Raw genomic sequence first — 18,420 nt, 5'->3', positions numbered from 1 at the left:
GACTCAGGCGAACTTCCGAACCGTCATATCGAGGGTGTCGAGGTCGAGAATCGGCGCGTACCCCACGTCGGGGTCGATGTTCACCGACTTCTGGAAGTCGGTCTGCGCCTGCCAGCACCCCGAGTTGACTGCCAGGACGTTGTGATACTTCCCCCAGCCGAGTTTGTGGACGTGACCCGTGTGGAAGACGTCCGGCACCTCCTCTATTACGAGGTAGTCCTTTTCCTCAGGCGCGAGTCGGGTCTTCCCGCCGAACTGCGGGGCGACGTGTCGCTTCTTCAGGAGTTGGTACATCGCCTTGTGGGGGTCGTCGTAACTGGCTTTCTCTTCGGGCAGTTCCGCAATCACTTCGTCGAGCGAGACGCCGTGATACATCTGGATCGTTACACCCTCGACGGTGACGAGCGAGGGGTTCCCGGTGATCCGGGCGTCGTGTGCTGACATAATCTCCCGCAACTGGTCGTCGAACCCGGGCTGGGGCTCCGCCAGGCGAACGGCGTCGTGGTTGCCCGGGATCATCAGAATCTCGATGTCGCCGGGAACCTCTTTCAGGTGCTCGGAGAACCGCTCGTACTGCTCGTAGATGTCCACGATGTCGAGTTCTTCGTCCTGTCCGGGGTAGACGCCGACGCCCTCGACCATATCGCCCGCGATGAGGAGGTACTCGACCCGCGCGGCCTCCTCGGTGTGAAGCCAGTCGGTGAAGCGGCTCCAGGCGTCGGCCCTGAACTCCTCGCTTCCGACGTGGACGTCGGAGACGAGCGCGGCCTGGACCGGCCTGTCGGCAGTGTTCGGCGAGTGCGTCCGGGGCACGTCCGGGAAGTACATCGCGTCGACGAACATAATACCCGCGTCGTCCGAGAGCGTGCCCTCGATGGCGATGCACTCGTCCAAGAGGAGTTCGTCGACGAGGTCCGCGAACTCGCGGTCTTTCATCACCAGACAGGGGAACGTCCCCGTCGTATCCTCCAATTCGACGAGCCAGTGGCCGCTCTTCGTCGAGCGGATGTCGTTGACCAGTCCGATCATCGCCGCGTCGGCCCCGCCGTTCATCGACCGGATCGCCTGCGCAGGTCGGTGATTCACGCGCCCGCGGAGTTGCGCCGAGAGCTTCTCGTAGCGGTCGCGAAACACCGTGACGAAGTCGTCGTACGTTCCGGTTCCGGTGCTCTGGCCGGTCACGTCCCCGGTGACATCAAGCGAGCGCAGTGCTGGATCGACCGACCGTCCGGACGGCTCCACGCCGGTCGTCGCGCCCGTTTCAGCGTCGGGACCGTCGTTTCCTCTCGGACTCACGTCCCCTGTTTCAACTGGAGCAGATCCTTTGCCAGAACTCGCTGTAGTATTCTGGTCGTCTTCGGATATTGCAGTCGAAACAGAGGGAGTAGTCGAACCGGCGGCATCACCATCGGATGCTTCTTCGGCCCGTCCACCGGGGTGGTTCGGTTCGCCGCTGATCCCGTCGGCCGCATCTTCGCTGTCGCCGTTATTGGCCTCTTCCCCGTTGGCGCTGCTCGCCTTTTTTACGCTCGTGTCGCTCGCTTCTTCGCCGTCTGCGCCGCTTGCCTCTTCCCCGCCAGTGTCACCGGTATCTCTCCCGCCGACGCCGCTGGCGTCGCCGGTTGCGCTCTCCGATGGAGTCGGCGCTGGTTCTGGAACTGCGGTGTCGTCGACCGCGGAGGCATCCAGCGCCCCCCGGACGTCGGTGACGGTGATCCGGAGCGTATCGCTGTCGACCCGGTCGACGACCGTCTCGAGCGCCTGGCCGGGATTCTCCGTGCTCGCGATCAGGGTCACTGCTTTCTGTTCGGCGTTGTACCCACGTCTGGCGAGTTCCCGCACGACCCGTACTGGCGTCTCCAGAGGCACACTGGCCGAACGCGGTTGCAGAACAAAAGCGTACTGACCCCGGCTCCGGGCTCGCGTCGGGTCCGGCCCAGAAGGTTGAAACGCGCCGGCGCTGAATCCCTGATAGATGACGGAAGACGAGGGCGACGCAGCGGAGTCCGGTAGGTCTGACGCGGGGCCTCCGCCTGACGACCCCGACGAAGCTGCCGACATCGATGGCGCCTCCGGCTCCGATGTCGACGCCACCACAGGGGCGGACTCCGACACGGCTGTCGCCTCTGCTCCGCCGGTCGACGCTGCGGACTCCCGTCGAGAGAAGCGGCCGCGACCGGAACCGGGCTCGGCAACGACCGGTTCACAGCGTTTCCTCACCCGGTTCCGGACGGCTCAGAGCGGCCCGCTGGTTTTTATCCGTGAGACGCTCTACAGCGTGGTCGCCGTGCTCACCGTCGGATTCCTGCTCTTTGCGATCAGCGGCGTCTGGCCGCCGATGGTCGCCGTCGAGAGCGGCAGTATGGACCCCCAGATGCAGCGCGGGGATCTGATCTTCGTCACCGAACCGCAGCGGTTCTCACCGGATTATGCGTACAGCGAGACGGGCGTCGTCACCGTCGAGATCGGCTCCGAAAACGGCTACCGGAGCTTCGGCGGCAACGGCTCGGTGGTGATCTACGATCCGCCGAACCGACGCGGCTCACCGATCATCCATCGCGCGCACTTCTACGTCGACAAGGGTGAGAACTGGTACGACGAGGCGAACTCCAGGTACGTGCAAGCGAGCAACTGTGCGGAACTCACGAACTGCCCCGCGCCCCACGCTGGATTCATCACCAAAGGCGACGCCAACACCCGGTACGATCAGGCCAGCGGCATCGCAGGACCGGTCCGGCCCGGGTGGATCCGCGGCACCGCGCGGTTCCGGATCCCGTATCTCGGCTACGTCCGCCTCAAACTGGTGGGAGCGCTCGCCGCGTAACGACCGGCAGACCGGGTCGGTTGCTCACCGATCGAGCGCGGCCAGTGCCTCGGCAGCCTCCCGCGCAGCCGAGAGGTGGTCTTTCGCCAGGTGTGGATCGTCGGTCGCCGCGGCCTCCCCAGCGTGTCGCTTCAGGGCATTCAGCAGCGCCGCACGCGCAGTTTCACCCACTTCGCTGGCTCTCCTGCGGGAAGCGCCCGCAGACTGGGCACTCACGGCCCGCCGTGGGTCGGCGCTCTCGCCGGGCGCTCCCGAATTCGCGTCTCGCTGACCGATCTCCGCGCCGCGGTCGGTGGCGTCCGACGCTCCGCCGGATTGGCCTGCCGACCGTCCGCCCGCGCTTTCGTCGGTAACGGGATCGACGTCGATCGACTCGGTCCCCGTGGCGTGCGGATTCCCCTCAGCCGATCCGGCGGGGTCCGCCGTCTGCTGGCCCCCGTGCCCGGCAGCGTCGGCGTCGCTGTCCGATTCGGCTCTGCCCTGTGCCGCGTCGCCACCCGTGACGCGCTGGCAACTCGGACAGAACTCCTGGCCCTCGTATCGGAAGATCGGTGAGCCACACTCGCCGCAGTGTTGATTCGTCATCGTCGCGCCCTTCAGCAGCAACTCGCTCATCTGCTGTGTCTCCTTGCGGCGCTCCTGGTCTTTCTCGTATTTTTCGCGCAGTCGCCGTCGCTCGGCTTCCTCGTCGAAGTCGCTCACGTTCGGAGAGAACGCGCCGTGTCTCGAAAAATCCTCCGGGCTGACTGCCCTCCGCTCGACTCACTCGCTCAGCACTGAGATCGACTGTCGGAGCGTGTGCCCGAGGAGGCCGATCAGGCCCGGGAGCAGCACCGACGCGTGCACCCACGGGGCGTAGTCGACGTCCGGTTTCGTCACGATGAACAGGCCATAGAGCGCCAGCGAGAGAACCAGCCAGATGATCGTGATCAGCATAAACGGCACAGCGTCCCGGGCCGCGCCGACCGTTGTTGTTCGCGTCGAGGTCATAGCCGACGATGCTCACGCGTGGGGCAAAACACTGCCGACAGCCGAGAGTCCCCCTGTTGGTAGTCCGATACGGCCCGCAATCGGGGTCGCTACAACACCCGACCGGCGTAGAGATACAGTCCAGCCAGCGCGACCTCGAACGCGAGCGTGCCGAGCGCCGACAACCCGATGAACCGTCGATCATCCATCTCCGCGAACCCCGCCGGAACCGTCAGCATCCCGCGTGTGAACAGCAGGGCGTTGCTCACCGGAACCACGACGGGCCCCCAGCGCTCGAACCACCCGTCGAACCGCTCGAGTTTCGATTCCTCGATGCGGAACCACCGCTTCTCGAGGAGGTACTCCCGACCACCACGCTGGGCTATTTTGAACAGCGCGTACTGCCCGAGCGTCGCCCCAGCGACGGCGATGGCGAGAACGGGGACGAGCGCATCGCCTCCGAGCAGGAGCAGCGACCCCGGAACGATGAGTTCGCTCGGCATAAAGTACATCAGCATCGCTCCTTCGAGGACGAACACCCCGAAGAGCGCCACGTACGCCCACTGGGACTCTAAGAGCGCCAACAACTGCGGCGGCATCGCGTCGAGTTGGAGGGCGAGCGCCGACACCATCGTCTTGTGTTTCTGCCGACCTGCACAAACGCGTTTCGTTCCCCCGGCACGCTGCTGATGGGCGAACGGGAACGACGTGAGCGGGCCGAGGATCGAACGATGCGATTTTTTCCGCCCGGGGTCAATTGTCGGTATGGACCGCAGAGTGCGCCCGCGACGACTCCGTCGGGACGGCATCCGATCGCTGGTCAGCGAGACCGACCTCGATGCGACAGACCTCGTGGCGCCGATCTTCGTCGACGCGACGACCGACGAGCGCGTGCCGATCGAATCGATGCCGAACCACGAGCGGGTGCCCATCGACGAGGCCGTCCCCCGCGTCGAGGCGGTGCGCGAAACCGGTGTCGAGGCGGTGATGGTGTTCGGGATCCCCGAATCGAAAGACGAACGCGGGACGCGCGCCTGGGCAGACGACGGCATCGTTCAAGAGGCCGTCCGCCGCATCACCGCCGAAACTGACGCGTACGTGATCACCGATGTCTGTCTCTGCGAGTACACGAGTCACGGTCACTGCGGCGTTCTCGAACCCGACGCCGAGGGGGATCCGACACTCACGGTCGAAAACGATCAGACGCTCGACCTGCTCGCGAAGGCGGCCGTCTCACACGCCGAGGCGGGAGCAGATATGGTTGCGCCGAGTTCGATGACTGACGGGATGATCGCCGCGATCCGAACCGCACTCGACGAGGCCGGCTACGAGAACCTCCCCATTATGTCCTACGCGGCGAAGTACGAAAGCGCGTTCTACGGTCCATTCCGGGATGCTGCGGACGGCGCGCCGGCATTCGGTGACCGACGCCACTACCAGATGGATCCAGCGAACGGCCGTGAGGCGACCCGGGAGGTTCGCCTCGACGTCGAACAGGGAGCGGACGTGCTGATGGTCAAGCCGGCGCTGGCCTACCTCGACGTCGTCCGCTCGGTTCGGGAGTCGTTCGACTACCCCGTCGCCGCCTACAACGTCTCCGGGGAGTACGCGATGGTTCACGCTGCGGCGGAGAACGGGTGGCTCGACCTCGAGGAGGCGGCATACGAGTCGCTGCTGGCAATGAAGCGCGCCGGCGCTGCCCTCATCGTCACGTACTTCGCCGAGGACGTCGCCGATCGGCTCTGAACACCCGCGGGGCACGTCATCTACTCTTCACGAAGCCGCTGTTGATCTGTCGCGCCCGACGTTTTTGATCACTTTGGCAGCATTTGCCTGAACAAACGTCCACTAATTCGCCGCACCAGCACGTCTCTGTCTCTGGTGCGCAACCTTATACTCATTATATTGTTCACCAAATCATACGCACGTATCCGTATTGATAGATATTTTTGACATTCTAAACTCCAAATTTTATATAGTACCTGTACCTGAGGATATTCTGTGATACAAACCACGAATCACATCGAATACGGCGGACAGTTGACTGAATGTACTCTCGATGGGGTGACTGTATGGTAACGCTGTTGCAGGTCGATCCGTCGGCGGTTGCATCAGGCATTAACAACGTCTGGGTCCTCGTCGTCTCGTTCCTGATCTTCTTCATGCAGCCGGGCTTCGCCCTGCTAGAGTCCGGGCAGGTTCGCGCGAAAAACGTCGGAAACGTGCTGATGAAGAATATGAGCGACTGGTTCCTCGGCGTCCTGATCTACTTTGTCGTCGGCTCGGGCGTCGTCAGCGTCATTGGGGCGCTCACCTCCGGCGGCAGCGTCGCCGGTGCGTTCGCGTACATCAGCGATCCGACCGCCTGGATCGGGTGGTTGTTCGGCGCCGTGTTCGCGATGACGGCGGCGACGATCGTCTCCGGCGCCGTCGCCGAACGGATGAACTTCAAGGCGTACGTGATCTTCACGATTATGATGACGGCGTTCATCTACCCGGTCGTCGTCGGCTTCACCTGGGGTGGCGGCCTGCTTTCGAGTAGCGGCTTCATCGGCGCCGCGCTCGGTGCGGGTTACCTCGACTTCGCCGGCGCGACCGTGGTCCATATGTGCGGTGGCATTGCCGGCCTCGTCGCAGCGAAACTGGTCGGCGCCCGCAAGGGCCGCTACGACGAGGACGGTAACAGCCAGGCGATCCCGGGCCACTCGATGTTGCTGGCGGTTCTCGGGACGTTCATCCTGGCGTTCGGCTGGTACGGCTTCAACGTCGGCACGCAGGCGACGATTCTCGCGGTCGCTGACGACGGCAGTCTCACGTTTATGGGTGCCGCACTGGGCCGCGTCGCGCTCGTGACGACCCTGGGGATGGGCGCTGGCGGCGCGATGGCGATGGTCACGTCCGCGTACTACCAGGGCAAGCCCGACCCGCTCTGGACGGCCAACGGACTGCTCGCCGGGCTGGTCGCCGTGACCGGTGCGGTCCCGCACGTGACGTGGTGGGGCGGCGCGCTGCTCGGCGGCCTGGGCGGCTTCCTGGTCCTACCGGCGTTCCGCTTCACGGTCGATACGCTGCAAGTGGACGACGTCTGCGGCGTTTTCGCGGTCCACGGCGTCGCCGGCGCGGTCGGCACGGCACTGATTCCGGTCTTCGCGGTTGGCGGCTTCGCGGCCAACCAGTTCGCGCTCCAGATCATCGGCGTCGCGGTCATCGCGCTGTGGACGATCGCCGCCTCGGCGGTCGTACTCGTCGCGCTCGACTCGCTCGTCGGCCTGCGCGTCAGCGAAAAAGAAGAGACCGAGGGACTCGACGAGGGCGAGCACGGCGTCGCCGTCTACCCCGAGTTCGTCCCCAACGAGACGCGCGAGGGCACGGTCGCTACCGACGGCGGCGACGTCCGCACTGACGGCGGCGTCTCGGTTGCAGAGACGGAGGTGAACGACGATGAGTGATGAGATCAAACTCGTGATGGCGTTCATTCGGCCGGACAAACTCAGCGACGTCAAACAGGCGCTCGCAGAAGTAGGCGCACCCTCGCTGACGGTGACGAACGTCTCCGGCCGCGGGTCCCAACCGGCAAAGAAGGGCCAATGGCGTGGCGAAGAGTACACCGTCGACCTCCACCAGAAGGTGAAAGTCGAGTGCGTCGTTGCGGACATCTCCGCCAGCGACGTTGCCGACGCGATCGTCAACGCGGCCAACACCGACGAGAAGGGCGACGGCAAGGTGTTCGTCCTCCCGGTTGAATCGGCATACCAGATCCGGACGGGCAACACGGGGCCTGACGCGGTGTAGAGGCCCGCCCACCGGTACTGCCGGTCTCGAGTGTTTCCATCCGGTGCTGTTTTCGGCGCTTTTCGGTTCGTTGTCGCACTGTTCCGGGGAGCGGCATTGCTGTGCCTTCCACATCACTCGTCGACGGACCGCCGCCCGAGCGCAATTGGCGCGTGGTGACCCGCAACCCTCGCCAAATTGAGACTCGCTTTCGGTGCCCACCCGGTCACACGATCGTGAGAAAGTTAGGCAACAATTGTCTCTTTTTCCTCCCAAGTACGTCCTTATATTCTTTGTATTTCATAGTGTATCGAACGTGCGTTCTGAGAAAAGTGAATTATTTGAAAATCTAAACGAAAATAATTATACTCTCTTGGGTCGGTAGAACTGATCGAGATTCGCGAACGAACCAACGCGAATCGAGATCACAGATGTACGATCGTCCAAGCTACAACAGAGCACCACGCGTCGGTGGTATCGTATGATAATCGCACTGCAGTCAGATCTCTCCGCCCTGGTCCAGGGTGTGAATATGATCTGGGTCCTGACGGTGACCTTCCTGATCTTCTTTATGCACGCTGGCTTCGCAATGCTCGAAGCGGGACAGGTCCGCTCGAAGAACGTCGCGAACCAACTCACGAAGAATCTCCTGACGTGGAGCGTCGGCGTCGTGATCTACTTCCTCGTCGGCGCGGCCGTCTCGACGATTGCTGGCGGACTGACCGGTGGGGGCTCGTACGCCGTCGTCGACGCGTTCGCCGCCATCTATCTGCCCGAGGCAGGCGCGGCGGCCGCCTGGGTGAACTGGCTGTTCGGCGCCGTGTTCGCGATGACGGCGGCGACAATCGTCTCCGGCGCCGTCGCCGGCCGTGCGAAACTCCGCGCGTACGTCAGTTACACGATACTGCTGGCGGCCGTCATCTACCCGGTCGTCGTGGGCTTCACCTGGGGCGGCGGCTTCCTCGCGTCGCTCGGGTTCAAAGACTTCGCGGGCGGCGTCATCGTTCACGCGATGGGCGGCATCGCCGGCCTCACGGCCGCGTGGATCATCGGCCCGCGGATGAACCGCTTCAACGACGACGGCAGCGCGAACGTCATCCCCGGTCACTCGCTGACGTTCGCCGTCCTCGGGACGCTCATCCTGGCGTTCGGCTGGTACGGCTTCAACGTCGGCACCTCAGCCTCGCCGCTCGCGCTCTCGGACGGCAGCGTGGTTCTCGGTTCGTTCGCGACCGTCGGCCGCGTCGCGCTCGTGACGACGCTCGGGATGGCCGCGGGCGCAATCGGGGCCGCCGGTGTCGCGGTCTACAAGACCGGCAAGGTCGACACGCTCTACGTCGCTAACGGCCTCCTCGCCGGTCTGGTCGGCATCACCTCGATTGCCGACGCCATCGTCTGGCCGGGTGCAATCGTCGTCGGCATCCTGGCGGGTGCACAGCTCCCGGTCGTCTTCGAGTTCATCGAAAAGCGCCTGCACATCGACGACGTCTGTGCGGTCTTCCCGGTCCACGGCTCTGCCGGGATTCTCGGCGCGCTCGCGTACCCGTTCGTGGCGACGAGCTTCTGGAGCGGAGGCGCCTCGTTCGTCGGCCTGCTCGTTCCGCAGGTCGTCGGCGTCGCGGTCATCGCGCTGTGGACGTTCGCCGCCACCGCAGTCGTTTTCGGCGCGCTCCGGTCGATCGGTCAGGCGCGGGTCTCCCGCCAGCACGAGGTCGAAGGGCTCGACACTTCCGAACACGGTGTCGATACCTACCCCGAGTTCGGCAGTCCGGACGAATCGACGGCGCGCGTCGACGGCAGGACGTTCCGCTCCGACGGCGGTGTCACGTCTCACACGTCCGAGACGACCGCTACCAGCGAAACTGATTCGGAGGCTCGCGAGGAGGATAAACTATGAGCGACACAGCTAGCGGTGAGATCAAACTCGTGATGGCGTTCGTTCGACCGGACAAACTCACCGACGTCAAACAGGCACTCGCGGAGGTCGGTGCGCCCTCGCTTACGGTTACGGACGTGTCCGGCCGCGGATCACAGCCCGCCAAGAAAGGCCAGTGGCGCGGCGAGGAGTACACCGTCGACCTGCATCAGAAGGTAAAAATCGAGTGCGTCGTCGCCGATATCCCCGCTGAGGACGTCGTCGAGGCCATCGCCGACGCCGGTCACACCGGCGAGAAGGGCGACGGCAAGGTGTTCGTCCTCCCAGTCGAATCGGCCTACCAGATTCGGACGGGCAAGACCGGCCCCGACGCAGTGTAGCGACTACCGCCATCGTTTCGCTGCTGCGGCGCTCGAAGCCATGACGTCGGAAAGAAAGAGCAAAGACGGACCCACGCCCCCGTTTGGACGTGGAACCCACTCCGATCACCGCCGTCGGTCTCCTCGTCGCCCTCGTCGGCTTCGAGTTGTTCGACCGCCTGCGCCGCGCGATCCCCGGGTGGACTCCGTCTGCGATCGAGGGAACGTCTTTGCCCGCGCCCGGTCGCGCGACGGCACTCCGCGAACACCTCTGGAAGTGGGCCGTGCCCGCTGTGCTCTTACTCGTCGTTGCCCTCGAAGGCAACTCGCTCGCCTCGGTCGGCTGGCGGATCGAGTCTGTCGAGCGCCTCGTCTGGCAGGTCGGCGTCGGCCTCGCCGCGATGCTCGGGCTGAATATGTTCACTGCGCCGCTGTGGGCCAGAATCGGCGACGGGGGTGAGAGCCTGGCGTCCGGACTCGGCTCGTTCGCCGCACTGTCGATCCCCGAGCGCCTGTTCGTCGCGTTCACTGCCGGGGCGACCGAGGAGACCGCGTTCCACGGGTACGCCCTGGAGCGACTCCTCGCGCTCACGGGCAGTCCGACGGTCGCCGGTGGGATCTCTTTTCTCGCGTTCACGATCGGTCACTCCGGCGACACGTGGGATCGCGAGGCCGTCTTCCGCATCGCCCAGCCGGCGCTGGTGACGACGCTTCTGTATCTCTGGTTCCGATCGCTCCCCGCGTTGATCGCCATCCACGCGCTGAACGATGCGGTCGGCCTCCTGCTTGCCGAACTCTATGCCGCTCCCGACAGTGATCCTGCTGCTCCCGGCGACACAGGCGAAGGCGACGATAGCGGAACGGAAATAGACGACTCCGACGACCCGACAGCCGTCGGATGGCTGCGGGGCGAGTGAGCCGGCCTCTCGCGTCCCACTCGCTCGCCGGAACCAGGAAGGATTTTTGCCGCTCCTCTCGAACCGGCACGTATGAACCACGACGAGTCACGGGCGCTGTACGACCGCGCCCTGTCGGTGCTGCCTGGCGGCGTCAACTCCTCCGTTCGGGCGACCCGTCCGTACCCGTTCTTTATCAAGCGCGGTGACGGCGCTCACGTCGTCGACGCCGACGGGAACCGCTACGTCGACTACGTGATGGGCTACGGGCCGCTGCTGTACGGTCACGACCCGCCCGAAGCAGTCCAGGCGGCGGTCCAGTCTCACGCCGCTGACGGGCCGATGTACGGCGCGCCCACCGAGGTCGAGGTCGACCTCGCGGAGTTCGTTGCGCGCCACGTCCCGAGCGTCGAGATGGTCCGCTTCGTCAACTCCGGCACGGAGGCGACGGTCTCGGCAGTCCGCCTGGCCCGCGGCTACACCGGCCGTGACAAGATCGTCGTGATGCAGGGCGGCTACCACGGCGCTCAGGAGTCGACGCTCGTCGAGGGCGGTCCCGACAGTGCCGAACCGAGCAGTCCGGGCATCCCCTCGTCGTTCGCCGAACACACGATCCCGGTCCCGTTCAACGACGTCGACGCGATCGAGGCGGTCTTCGAGGCACACGGCGAGAACATCGCGGCGATCCTGACCGAACCGATCCTCGGTAACACGGGGATCGTGCTTCCGGTCGACGGCTACCTGGAACGACTCCGCGAACTGACCGAGGCGCACGACTCGCTCCTGATCTTCGACGAGGTCATCACGGGGTTCCGCGTCGGCGGTCTTCAGTGCGCACAGGGGAAGTTCGGTGTCACGCCCGACGTGACGACGTTCGGCAAGATCGTCGGCGGCGGCTTCCCGGTCGGTGCCATCGGCGGTCAATCGGAAGTCATCGAGCAGTTCACCCCTTCGGGTGAGGTCTTCCAGTCCGGCACGTTCTCCGGGCATCCCGTCACGATGGCCGCGGGCTACGAGTACCTGACACACGCCGCCGAAAACGACGTCTACGAGCACGTCAACCGACTCGGCGAGCGCCTCCGGCGAGGAATCACCGAGATTGCGGCCGATCAGGCGCCGTCATACACGGTCGTCGGGACCGATTCGATGTTCAAAACGGTCTTCACGCGGGATGGCCCGGGTGACGCCTCCGCGGAGGTCTGCGACGCCGGTTGTCGCCAGCGCGAATCCTGCGCGCGCTTCGATCACTGTCCGAAGACGGGCGCAGACGTCTCGACCGCTGAAACCGAGCGCTGGGAGCGGATCTTCTGGCAGGAGATGAAAGACCGCGGCATCTTCCTCACCGCCAACCAGTTCGAGTCCCAGTTCGTCTCGTACGCTCACACCGACGAAGACGTCGAGGAGACGCTGGAAGCGTACAAGAGAGCGCTCTAAAGTTCTCTCGCTTCTCGGGCCCGACCGTCGGTCGCTTCCGGGCACGGCAGCCCCCAGCCGACAGACGTCGTACCGCCTGACGCGAGCGGCGAGTCACCGCCGGCCCTCCACCAGCCCGTTCACTGAAGACGCCCAGCACGCGACAGGAGCGCGGCTCCCCCGTTCTCACGGCAACTGTTCGCCGACGATTCGATCCGCTTCGGTGACGAACTCCGCTCGGGTTCCGGCCGGAATGGTCGCCCCGGCCGCAACGTCGTGGCCGCCGCCGTCACCGCCGACAGCCCGCGACGCCTCGCGCATCACACGGGAGAGATCCAGCCCCTTCCGGACGAGGACGTGCGAACCGCGGGCGCTGACTTTCACCTCCTCGTCGGACTTTTCGGCGAAGGCGAGAATCGGAGTGTCGCCGCGGATGCCCGAGGCGCCGACGGCCATCCCGGCGACGATGCCGACGATGGTCTCGCGGATCCGGGTGCCGGCGTCGAACCACTGGACGTTGTCCTCGACGGTCGTCCCCTCGGTTTTGACCCACTGGAGCCCCTCCGAGAGGTTGCGGCGGTGGTTCCGCAAGAGGGTCCGCGCCTGATCGAGGGCCGCGTCGCGGTCGCCGAGACAGACCGCGAGGCCGACGTCCGCACGCTCGTAGCGGGCCGTCGCGTTCAGGAGCGTCGAGAACTCGCTGACGTCGCGGAGTTCGGTCCCCGGATCCTCGTCGGTGAGCGTGTAGGTCGTTCCAACCAGGTCGTCGATCCGATCGGCGGGAACGCCCGAGGCGATTGCCCGCTGCAGGAGACCGCTCACCACCGTCTGGCGCTCTGACATCGACAGATCGACCCAGCGACGCCACTCGTCGCCGTCTTTTATTTCGAGGCCGAGATCCGTGAGGAACTCGATCGCCCCGTTTTCATCGTTCGTGATGCCCGGGATTCGGACGTCGGTAGCGTACTCGAGGAACTTCGGCAGCGGTCGGGTCTGCCGCCCGTAGACGAGGAGGTCGGTGGCCTCCTCGACGACGCCTGCGGCGACGCCCTCGGCGACGATGCGCTCGTTCGCCCCCGAGAGACCGCCGTCCGTGGCCTGCATATCGCCCACCGCTCCGACGACCGCTAGCGCCGCGAGGTCGCGGTTGTCGACTCGCCCGGATTCGAGCGCGCGGGCCAGTACGTAACTCGCGCCCGCACCGGAGAGTTCGGCGGCGCCGTCGAGGCCGACGAGAAGCGGATTGAGGTGATAGTCGGGCTCGGGAGTCCCATCGTTGAGGTCCGCTGGCTGATGATGGTCCGCAATCACCGGGGTGAACGTGCCGTCGGCCGCGTACGGCGCGATCACGTCCAGTTGACCGCTTCCGAAGTCGGTGAAGAGAACCGTTTCGTAGTCGGCGGCGGCGATCCGCGCGACTTCGGTCTCGTCGAGTTGCTTCGCGAACACGGTCTCGAACGGGATGCCGGCGCGTTCGAGCGCGTTCGCGGCGATCGCCGCACTCGTCAACCCATCGGCGTCGATGTGGGAGGCGAGGAGGACCCGGTCGGCGTCGCGCAGGCGGGCTGCACAGGCGGCCGCCCGCTCGCCGAGGTCGGGCACGGGAGCGTCTCGACCGGTCGTCGTGTCCGCGCTCATACCCGGTCGTGAGTCGTTCTCGGATTTAAATCCACGTTCCGCCCGACGGTCGGCGGACGACGGTAAGGAGGAGGACAGCTCCCAGACCGGCAGTGCCCGCGAGTAACGCCCACGCGGCGTTGTATCCGGCAGTCTCGACGAGGAGACCGAACAGCGGGGGCGTCACTACGCCGCCGAGGTTGATCGCGGTCTGGCCGCCGGCCGTGGCCGCACCGACTTCGTCGTCGTCGACGAGTTCCGTGAGACAGGAGTAGAAGACGCCGGTCGATCCGTGGATAGACACGCCGAGTCCCGCGAAGAGAACGAGCGCGAGCGCGATCGACCTAGGGGCGAGCGCAAGGGCACCGAACAGCGTGCCGCCGAGGCCGAGTTGGCCGAGCGCGACGAGCGCGGCTCCACGGGCACTGCCGAGGCGGTCCGCGAGGCTGCCAGCGCCGATACGGGCGCCGCTGCCGGTCAGTTGGGTGAGCGCAAGCGCGACGCCACCGAGCGCGGGGCTCGTCCCGACTGCGTCCTGCACGAAGAGGACGATGTACCCGAGCATCGTGAAGATCGACGCGCCGATGAAGAACCCCGCAGCGACGAGGGTGACGTACGTGGGACGCCCGAACAGACCGCGCACGTCCGGGATCGAAAGTTCACCTGTGCCGGGGCGGCCGCGATACCTGACTCCGAAGAGAGCGGCGTAGCCGACGGCGAGCAGGCCGATCGCCCAGAAGCCGACCTGCCAGGCGGCCACGGCCGCGACGCCCGTGACCACGAGCGAGGCCGCGGCGCTGCCGGTCGTGACGCCGACCTGCTTGAATCCCATCGCGAGGTTCGTCCGACCGGTCGGCGCGGCGGCGACGATGCCGCGGTTCGAGGCCGGCATCGCCGTCGAGTACGCCGCCCCGAGGATCACCGCTACACCGAGTGCCACGGCGTACGTCGGCGCGAACGGCATAGCGACCGCGGCCAGCGCGAGACCAGCGAGTCCCGCGAGCATCACGGGGCGCTCGCCGTACCCGTCCACGGCCGCGCCGCTCGGAAAGAGCGCGACGGTGTAACCGACGAGTGCGGCCGTGAGAAAGACGCCGACGAGCGATTCCGAGAGAGAGAAGGCCTCCCGAACGAAGCCCGTCGCGGCGAAGATGCTGTAGTAGCAGAGACTCGCCGCCGTCTGCCACCCACCGATCAACCCGACTGCCCGCCACCGCTCAAACACGTCGATGGCTCCGCGAGTCCCCGACTTCACGCTGTCGAGTTAGTCGTGGTACGTCGGGGCGGCTTCCTCGACCACCGCCGTCGCGAGCGCATCGAAGGTGGCGTCGTCGGGGACGACGTCAACGCGGATTCCGTGACTCTCGGCGGTCTCGCGCGTCGGCGCGCCGATAGCCCCGACGACGGCGCGGTTCAGTCCCGCAATCGCCTCCGACTTGAGGTCGCGCTCAACGGCCGCGTCGAGGAAGTTCTCGACGGTGAGCGAGGAAGTGAAACAGACCGCATCCAACTCGCCGCCGGCGGCCATCACTGCCGACTGGCCCGAGCCCTCGGGACGCACGAGGCGGTAAAGGACGGTCTCGTAGACGTCTGCCCCGGCGTCGCGAAGCCCGTCCAGGAGGACGTCGCTGCCGTGATCGCTGCGAGCGACTTCCACCGCGCGTCCGTCGATCCGGTCGGCGATTGCGGTCACGAGCCCTGCGGACGAATACTCCTGCGGGACGAGGTCGACCGTCCAGCCGGCGTCGCGTGCCGCCGCCGCGGTTTTGGGCCCGATACACGCGAGCGTTGCGTTGCCGGGGGACCAGTCCGCGGCCGCGAGGAGTTCGACCCCGGTCTTGCTCGTCAGGACGACGGTATCTGGGTCAGCGTCGTCGGCCACACCCTCGCCGGTGTCGCCAGGCACCGCTCCCGTGGGTTCGACGGCGAGCATCGGGTCCGGGATGGGGGTCGCACCGAGCGAGTCGAGTCGTTCGACGGCGTCGGCCATCCGCTCGTCGTCCGGCCGGAAGACCGCGACACGGACGTCACGGTTCATTCATCGCCCTCCGTGGTCTTGGGCTGGTTTCGGAGGAACTCTAACACGCGCTCACGCGTGGCCGCGACGTCGCCGATGACGGTGATCGCGGGGGGTTCGATGCCTTCCGCATCGCGCACGTCGACGATTGTTTCGAGCGTCCCGGTCGCGACGCGCATCCCTGGCCACGTCGCCCGCTCGACGAGTGCGACGGGAGTGTCCGGATCTATCCCCGCCTCACGGAGCGCCGCGGTGTAGTCCGGCAGTTTCCCGACGCCCATCAGGACGACGAGCGTGCCGCCGGTCGCCGCGAGCGCCTCCCAATTCACCGCTGACTCCTGTTTCGTCGGATCTTCGTGGCCCGTCACGAACGAGACCGAGGAGGTGTGATCCCGGTGGGTCACCGGGATTCCTGCCACACCGGGACCGGCAATCGCGGAGGTGATTCCGGGCACGACCTCGAAAGGGATCCCCTCGTTTGCGAGGTGTTCCATTTCCTCGCCGCCGCGCCCGAAGACGAACGGGTCGCCGCCCTTCAGTCGGACGACGTGCTTGCCTTCCCGGGCGAGTTCGACGAGGCGACGATTGGTGTACTCCTGGGGCGTCCACTCGCCGCCGGCGCGCTTGCCGACGTCCTCGCGGTTGTCTTCGGGGATCGCCTCGATGATCTCCGGGCCGGGGAGTTTGTCGTGGAGGACGACGTCGGCCTCCGTCAGCAGGCGTTTCGCTTTCACCGTCAGCAGGTCCGGATCGCCGGGACCGCTGCCGACGATGGAGACGTGACCGGCCTCTGACGCCGACGATTCTCCGTTCAGTGCGCCAGTCTGCAACGTGTTTCCGCTCGACGCGTCTGTGTCTGCCGTCTCCGCGCCCGATGCGCCTGCGTCCATCGTCTCTGCCTCTTCCTCGCCCATCGTCACTCCTCCGCGGCTTTGCGAGCCGCGGCAATCAGGTCGTCGGCGCCCTCGTCGGCGAGGTCGGCGGCGAACGCGGCGGCCTCGTTCGCGTGGTCTGCAACCGGGATGTCGTGGGTCGCCGCAACTTCCTCCTCCCCGTCGCCGGAGAGGATTCGTGCAGTCGTGTGCACGTACTCGCCCTGGAGTTTTGCGTGGACACCGATCGGCGCGATGCACCCGCCGCCGAGTTCCGCGAGCACCGTCCGCTCGACGGTCGTCTCCACGCGCGTCCGCGGGTGATCGATCGCCGATCGAATCGTCTCCGACACGTCGCCGTCCGCACGGGACGTGACGGCGATAGCGCCCTGTCCGGGTGCGGGAACGAACGACGCGGGGTCGAGATGCACGTACTCGACGTGATGGAGGAGTCCGGCGCGGCGCAGGCCGGCTTCGGCGAGGACGATCGCGTCGTACTCCGTGTCGAGGTCGCGTTCGAGTGCGCGCCGCTCGATCTCCGCGAGGCCGTCGAACCACTCTTCGGTCGACTGCTCGAAGTCGAGGTCGGACTCAGGATCGTCGCCGTCACTCTCACCGGCGTCGTCGGAATCTTCAATTTCCTCCTCACGATCGGCCTCGATCCGGCGTTGGTGCTCGGCCTGCAGTCCGGGGGCGAGGAGTTTCTCCACCCGTGTATCGACGTTACCGCGCAACGGTTCGACTTCGAGATCGGGCCGCTCGGCGAGCAGTTGGGCTTTCCGTCGGAGCGAGGAGGTGCCGACGACTGCGCCCTGCGGCAGGTCCTCGAGCGTGGCCCCGTCGGGCGTCAGGAGTAGATCCGCGGCCGACTCGCGCTCCGGGACGCCGGAGACCACGAGTTCGTCGGGGCCCTCTGTGGGCATATCTTTCATCGAGTGGACCGCGGCGTCGACCTCGCGGCCGAGAATTTTCTCGTCGAGCGCGCGGACGAACGCGCCGGTCTTTCCGAGTCGGTGGATGAGTTCGTCTCGGATCTGATCGCCCCGCGTCTCGACCTCGACGAGGTTGACGTCCTGGCGTCGGCCCGAGAGCGAGTCCCGGACCGTCGCCGCCTGCCGGAGCGCGAGGTCTGAGCCCCGAGTCGCCAATCGGAGTGTGGCGCGAGTAGTCATCGTGGGATTATCGACGGCCACGGGTGAAAAGGCCTCTACTTCGGTCGCGACATCGGCGCGGACGGCCGCTGAACTCTGGTCGGCTCCGTCATAGGAGCAGGGTTCGGTGGCGCGTCCTCAAGGGGTTCCGATTTCGACGTGGCGCTTGTAGAGGTAATACAGCGCGACGACCAGCGACAGGCTGAAGACGCTCCCGACGACGGTCGCGAGGGCGATCAGTCCCCAGAGCAACGGACTAGGCGTCCAGGCGGCGTCGGACTCGGCGATAGCCCGGGCGTCGATGTACGTCGCTGTCGGGAACAGAACCGTGAGCAGTAGTCCGCCGAGTCCGATTGTTGGGACGATCACGAACGCTCCGAAGACCGTCGCCAGTCCGCCGGTGAGGAAGATGTCGAAGAGAAGCACGCCGACGAAGAAGACGGCGAGGACGCCACCGAAGACGACGTAGAGGGGAACAGCGGCGATCCAGTACCACCAGCGGGAGTCAACGCTCGCGCGAGGGAGGAAGTCGCCGACGGGGTCTTCGATCTCGCCACCGCCGTTCCGGCTTCCGAAATCCGAACTGTCCTCGTCGAATGAAAGTAGTGAGTGGAACGAGGTGATCAGCAATGGCACTGCCAACTGATCCTGCGAG

At 66.0% G+C, this 18,420-nt stretch carries 18 protein-coding genes; 8 read left to right on the top strand and 10 right to left on the bottom strand.

Annotation, left to right across the window (positions count from 1 at the left end):
• Positions 1–3: 3 nt before the first annotated feature.
• Positions 4–1,869, bottom strand: a complete 1,866-nt coding sequence (locus ABEI27_RS00985; RefSeq protein WP_375797552.1) for a DNA-directed DNA polymerase II small subunit — start codon at positions 1,867–1,869, stop codon at positions 4–6.
• 106 nt (positions 1,870–1,975) lie between these two features.
• Between ABEI27_RS00985 and ABEI27_RS00980 the strand changes: the two genes are divergently transcribed.
• Positions 1,976–2,824: a S26 family signal peptidase gene (locus ABEI27_RS00980; protein ID WP_375797551.1), complete on the top strand. Its 849-nt coding sequence runs from the start codon at positions 1,976–1,978 to the stop codon at positions 2,822–2,824.
• Positions 2,825–2,848: 24 nt separating this feature from the next.
• Here ABEI27_RS00980 and ABEI27_RS00975 read toward each other — a convergent pair whose 3' ends face one another.
• The 3 genes from ABEI27_RS00975 to ABEI27_RS00965 all read right to left on the bottom strand — a co-directional run bounded on the left by ABEI27_RS00975 (position 2,849) and on the right by ABEI27_RS00965 (position 4,425).
• Positions 2,849–3,526: an Sjogren's syndrome/scleroderma autoantigen 1 family protein gene (locus ABEI27_RS00975; RefSeq protein WP_375797550.1), complete on the bottom strand. Its 678-nt coding sequence runs from the start codon at positions 3,524–3,526 to the stop codon at positions 2,849–2,851.
• A gap of 60 nt (positions 3,527–3,586) precedes the next feature.
• Positions 3,587–3,814, bottom strand: coding sequence for a hypothetical protein (locus tag ABEI27_RS00970; RefSeq protein ID WP_375797549.1), 228 nt, complete (start codon positions 3,812–3,814; stop codon positions 3,587–3,589).
• Positions 3,815–3,903: 89 nt separating this feature from the next.
• On the bottom strand, positions 3,904–4,425 hold the full coding sequence (locus ABEI27_RS00965; RefSeq protein WP_375797548.1) for a DedA family protein: 522 nt from the start codon (positions 4,423–4,425) through the stop codon (positions 3,904–3,906).
• A 133-nt stretch (positions 4,426–4,558) separates the two neighbouring features.
• Between ABEI27_RS00965 and hemB the strand changes: the two genes are divergently transcribed.
• The 7 genes from hemB to ABEI27_RS00930 all read left to right on the top strand — a co-directional run bounded on the left by hemB (position 4,559) and on the right by ABEI27_RS00930 (position 12,129).
• Complete coding sequence (hemB, locus tag ABEI27_RS00960) at positions 4,559–5,539, top strand: porphobilinogen synthase (RefSeq protein WP_375797547.1); 981 nt, start codon at positions 4,559–4,561, stop codon at positions 5,537–5,539.
• A gap of 326 nt (positions 5,540–5,865) precedes the next feature.
• Positions 5,866–7,242 (top strand): ammonium transporter, encoded by a 1,377-nt coding sequence (locus ABEI27_RS00955; protein WP_375797546.1) that lies wholly within the window; start codon positions 5,866–5,868, stop codon positions 7,240–7,242.
• The gene (locus ABEI27_RS00950; protein WP_375797545.1) at positions 7,235–7,585 is read left to right on the top strand and encodes a P-II family nitrogen regulator; all 351 of its coding nucleotides are present in this window, start codon (positions 7,235–7,237) and stop codon (positions 7,583–7,585) included. The genes ABEI27_RS00955 and ABEI27_RS00950 overlap by 8 nt, the downstream gene beginning before the upstream one ends.
• Positions 7,586–8,045: 460 nt before the next feature.
• Positions 8,046–9,461 (top strand): ammonium transporter, encoded by a 1,416-nt coding sequence (locus ABEI27_RS00945; RefSeq protein WP_375797544.1) that lies wholly within the window; start codon positions 8,046–8,048, stop codon positions 9,459–9,461.
• Positions 9,458–9,820 carry a P-II family nitrogen regulator gene (locus tag ABEI27_RS00940; RefSeq protein WP_375797543.1) on the top strand — a complete coding sequence of 121 codons (363 nt, stop codon included), beginning with the start codon at positions 9,458–9,460 and terminating at the stop codon, positions 9,818–9,820. The genes ABEI27_RS00945 and ABEI27_RS00940 overlap by 4 nt, the downstream gene beginning before the upstream one ends.
• 89 nt (positions 9,821–9,909) lie before the next feature.
• The gene (locus ABEI27_RS00935; RefSeq protein ID WP_375797542.1) at positions 9,910–10,716 is read left to right on the top strand and encodes a type II CAAX prenyl endopeptidase Rce1 family protein; all 807 of its coding nucleotides are present in this window, start codon (positions 9,910–9,912) and stop codon (positions 10,714–10,716) included.
• Between the two features lie 72 nt (positions 10,717–10,788).
• Complete coding sequence (locus tag ABEI27_RS00930) at positions 10,789–12,129, top strand: glutamate-1-semialdehyde 2,1-aminomutase (protein ID WP_375797541.1); 1,341 nt, start codon at positions 10,789–10,791, stop codon at positions 12,127–12,129.
• A 165-nt stretch (positions 12,130–12,294) separates the two neighbouring features.
• Here ABEI27_RS00930 and ABEI27_RS00925 read toward each other — a convergent pair whose 3' ends face one another.
• The 6 genes from ABEI27_RS00925 to ABEI27_RS00900 all read right to left on the bottom strand — a co-directional run.
• Positions 12,295–13,746, bottom strand: coding sequence for a DHH family phosphoesterase (locus tag ABEI27_RS00925; protein WP_375797540.1), 1,452 nt, complete (start codon positions 13,744–13,746; stop codon positions 12,295–12,297).
• Positions 13,747–13,771: 25 nt separating this feature from the next.
• The gene (locus tag ABEI27_RS00920) at positions 13,772–14,980 is read right to left on the bottom strand and encodes an MFS transporter (protein ID WP_375797539.1); all 1,209 of its coding nucleotides are present in this window, start codon (positions 14,978–14,980) and stop codon (positions 13,772–13,774) included.
• Between the two features lie 9 nt (positions 14,981–14,989).
• Complete coding sequence (locus ABEI27_RS00915) at positions 14,990–15,763, bottom strand: uroporphyrinogen-III synthase (protein WP_375797538.1); 774 nt, start codon at positions 15,761–15,763, stop codon at positions 14,990–14,992.
• On the bottom strand, positions 15,760–16,656 hold the full coding sequence (gene cobA / locus ABEI27_RS00910; RefSeq protein WP_375797537.1) for a uroporphyrinogen-III C-methyltransferase: 897 nt from the start codon (positions 16,654–16,656) through the stop codon (positions 15,760–15,762). Before cobA ends, ABEI27_RS00915 begins: the two co-directional genes overlap by 4 nt.
• Positions 16,657–16,658: 2 nt before the next feature.
• The gene (hemC, locus tag ABEI27_RS00905) at positions 16,659–17,786 is read right to left on the bottom strand and encodes a hydroxymethylbilane synthase (RefSeq protein WP_375797536.1); all 1,128 of its coding nucleotides are present in this window, start codon (positions 17,784–17,786) and stop codon (positions 16,659–16,661) included.
• Between the two features lie 117 nt (positions 17,787–17,903).
• The coding region (locus ABEI27_RS00900) for a hypothetical protein (RefSeq protein WP_375797535.1) at positions 17,904–18,420 on the bottom strand (517 nt) is incomplete at its 5' end.

This window comes from Halobellus sp., from assembly GCF_042218505.1.
Classification (GTDB): Archaea; Halobacteriota; Halobacteria; order Halobacteriales; family Haloferacaceae; genus Haloquadratum.
This window is presented reverse-complemented; position numbering and strand designations above follow the sequence as displayed.

Bases quoted from the DNA above. Each gene is read 5' to 3' on its own strand.
- ABEI27_RS00980 (WP_375797551.1), top strand. From the start codon at position 1,976: ATGACGGAAGACGAGGGCGACGCAGCGGAGTCCGGTAGGTCTGACGCG.
- ABEI27_RS00970 (WP_375797549.1), bottom strand. From the start codon at position 3,814: ATGACCTCGACGCGAACAACAACGGTCGGCGCGGCCCGGGACGCTGTG.
- ABEI27_RS00965 (WP_375797548.1), bottom strand. From the start codon at position 4,425: ATGGTGTCGGCGCTCGCCCTCCAACTCGACGCGATGCCGCCGCAGTTG.
- hemB (WP_375797547.1), top strand. From the start codon at position 4,559: ATGGACCGCAGAGTGCGCCCGCGACGACTCCGTCGGGACGGCATCCGA.
- ABEI27_RS00955 (WP_375797546.1), top strand. From the start codon at position 5,866: ATGGTAACGCTGTTGCAGGTCGATCCGTCGGCGGTTGCATCAGGCATT.
- ABEI27_RS00950 (WP_375797545.1), top strand. From the start codon at position 7,235: ATGAGTGATGAGATCAAACTCGTGATGGCGTTCATTCGGCCGGACAAA.
- ABEI27_RS00945 (WP_375797544.1), top strand. From the start codon at position 8,046: ATGATAATCGCACTGCAGTCAGATCTCTCCGCCCTGGTCCAGGGTGTG.
- ABEI27_RS00940 (WP_375797543.1), top strand. From the start codon at position 9,458: ATGAGCGACACAGCTAGCGGTGAGATCAAACTCGTGATGGCGTTCGTT.
- ABEI27_RS00930 (WP_375797541.1), top strand. From the start codon at position 10,789: ATGAACCACGACGAGTCACGGGCGCTGTACGACCGCGCCCTGTCGGTG.
- ABEI27_RS00925 (WP_375797540.1), bottom strand. From the start codon at position 13,746: ATGAGCGCGGACACGACGACCGGTCGAGACGCTCCCGTGCCCGACCTC.
- ABEI27_RS00915 (WP_375797538.1), bottom strand. From the start codon at position 15,763: ATGAACCGTGACGTCCGTGTCGCGGTCTTCCGGCCGGACGACGAGCGG.
- cobA (WP_375797537.1), bottom strand. From the start codon at position 16,656: ATGGGCGAGGAAGAGGCAGAGACGATGGACGCAGGCGCATCGGGCGCG.
- hemC (WP_375797536.1), bottom strand. From the start codon at position 17,786: ATGACTACTCGCGCCACACTCCGATTGGCGACTCGGGGCTCAGACCTC.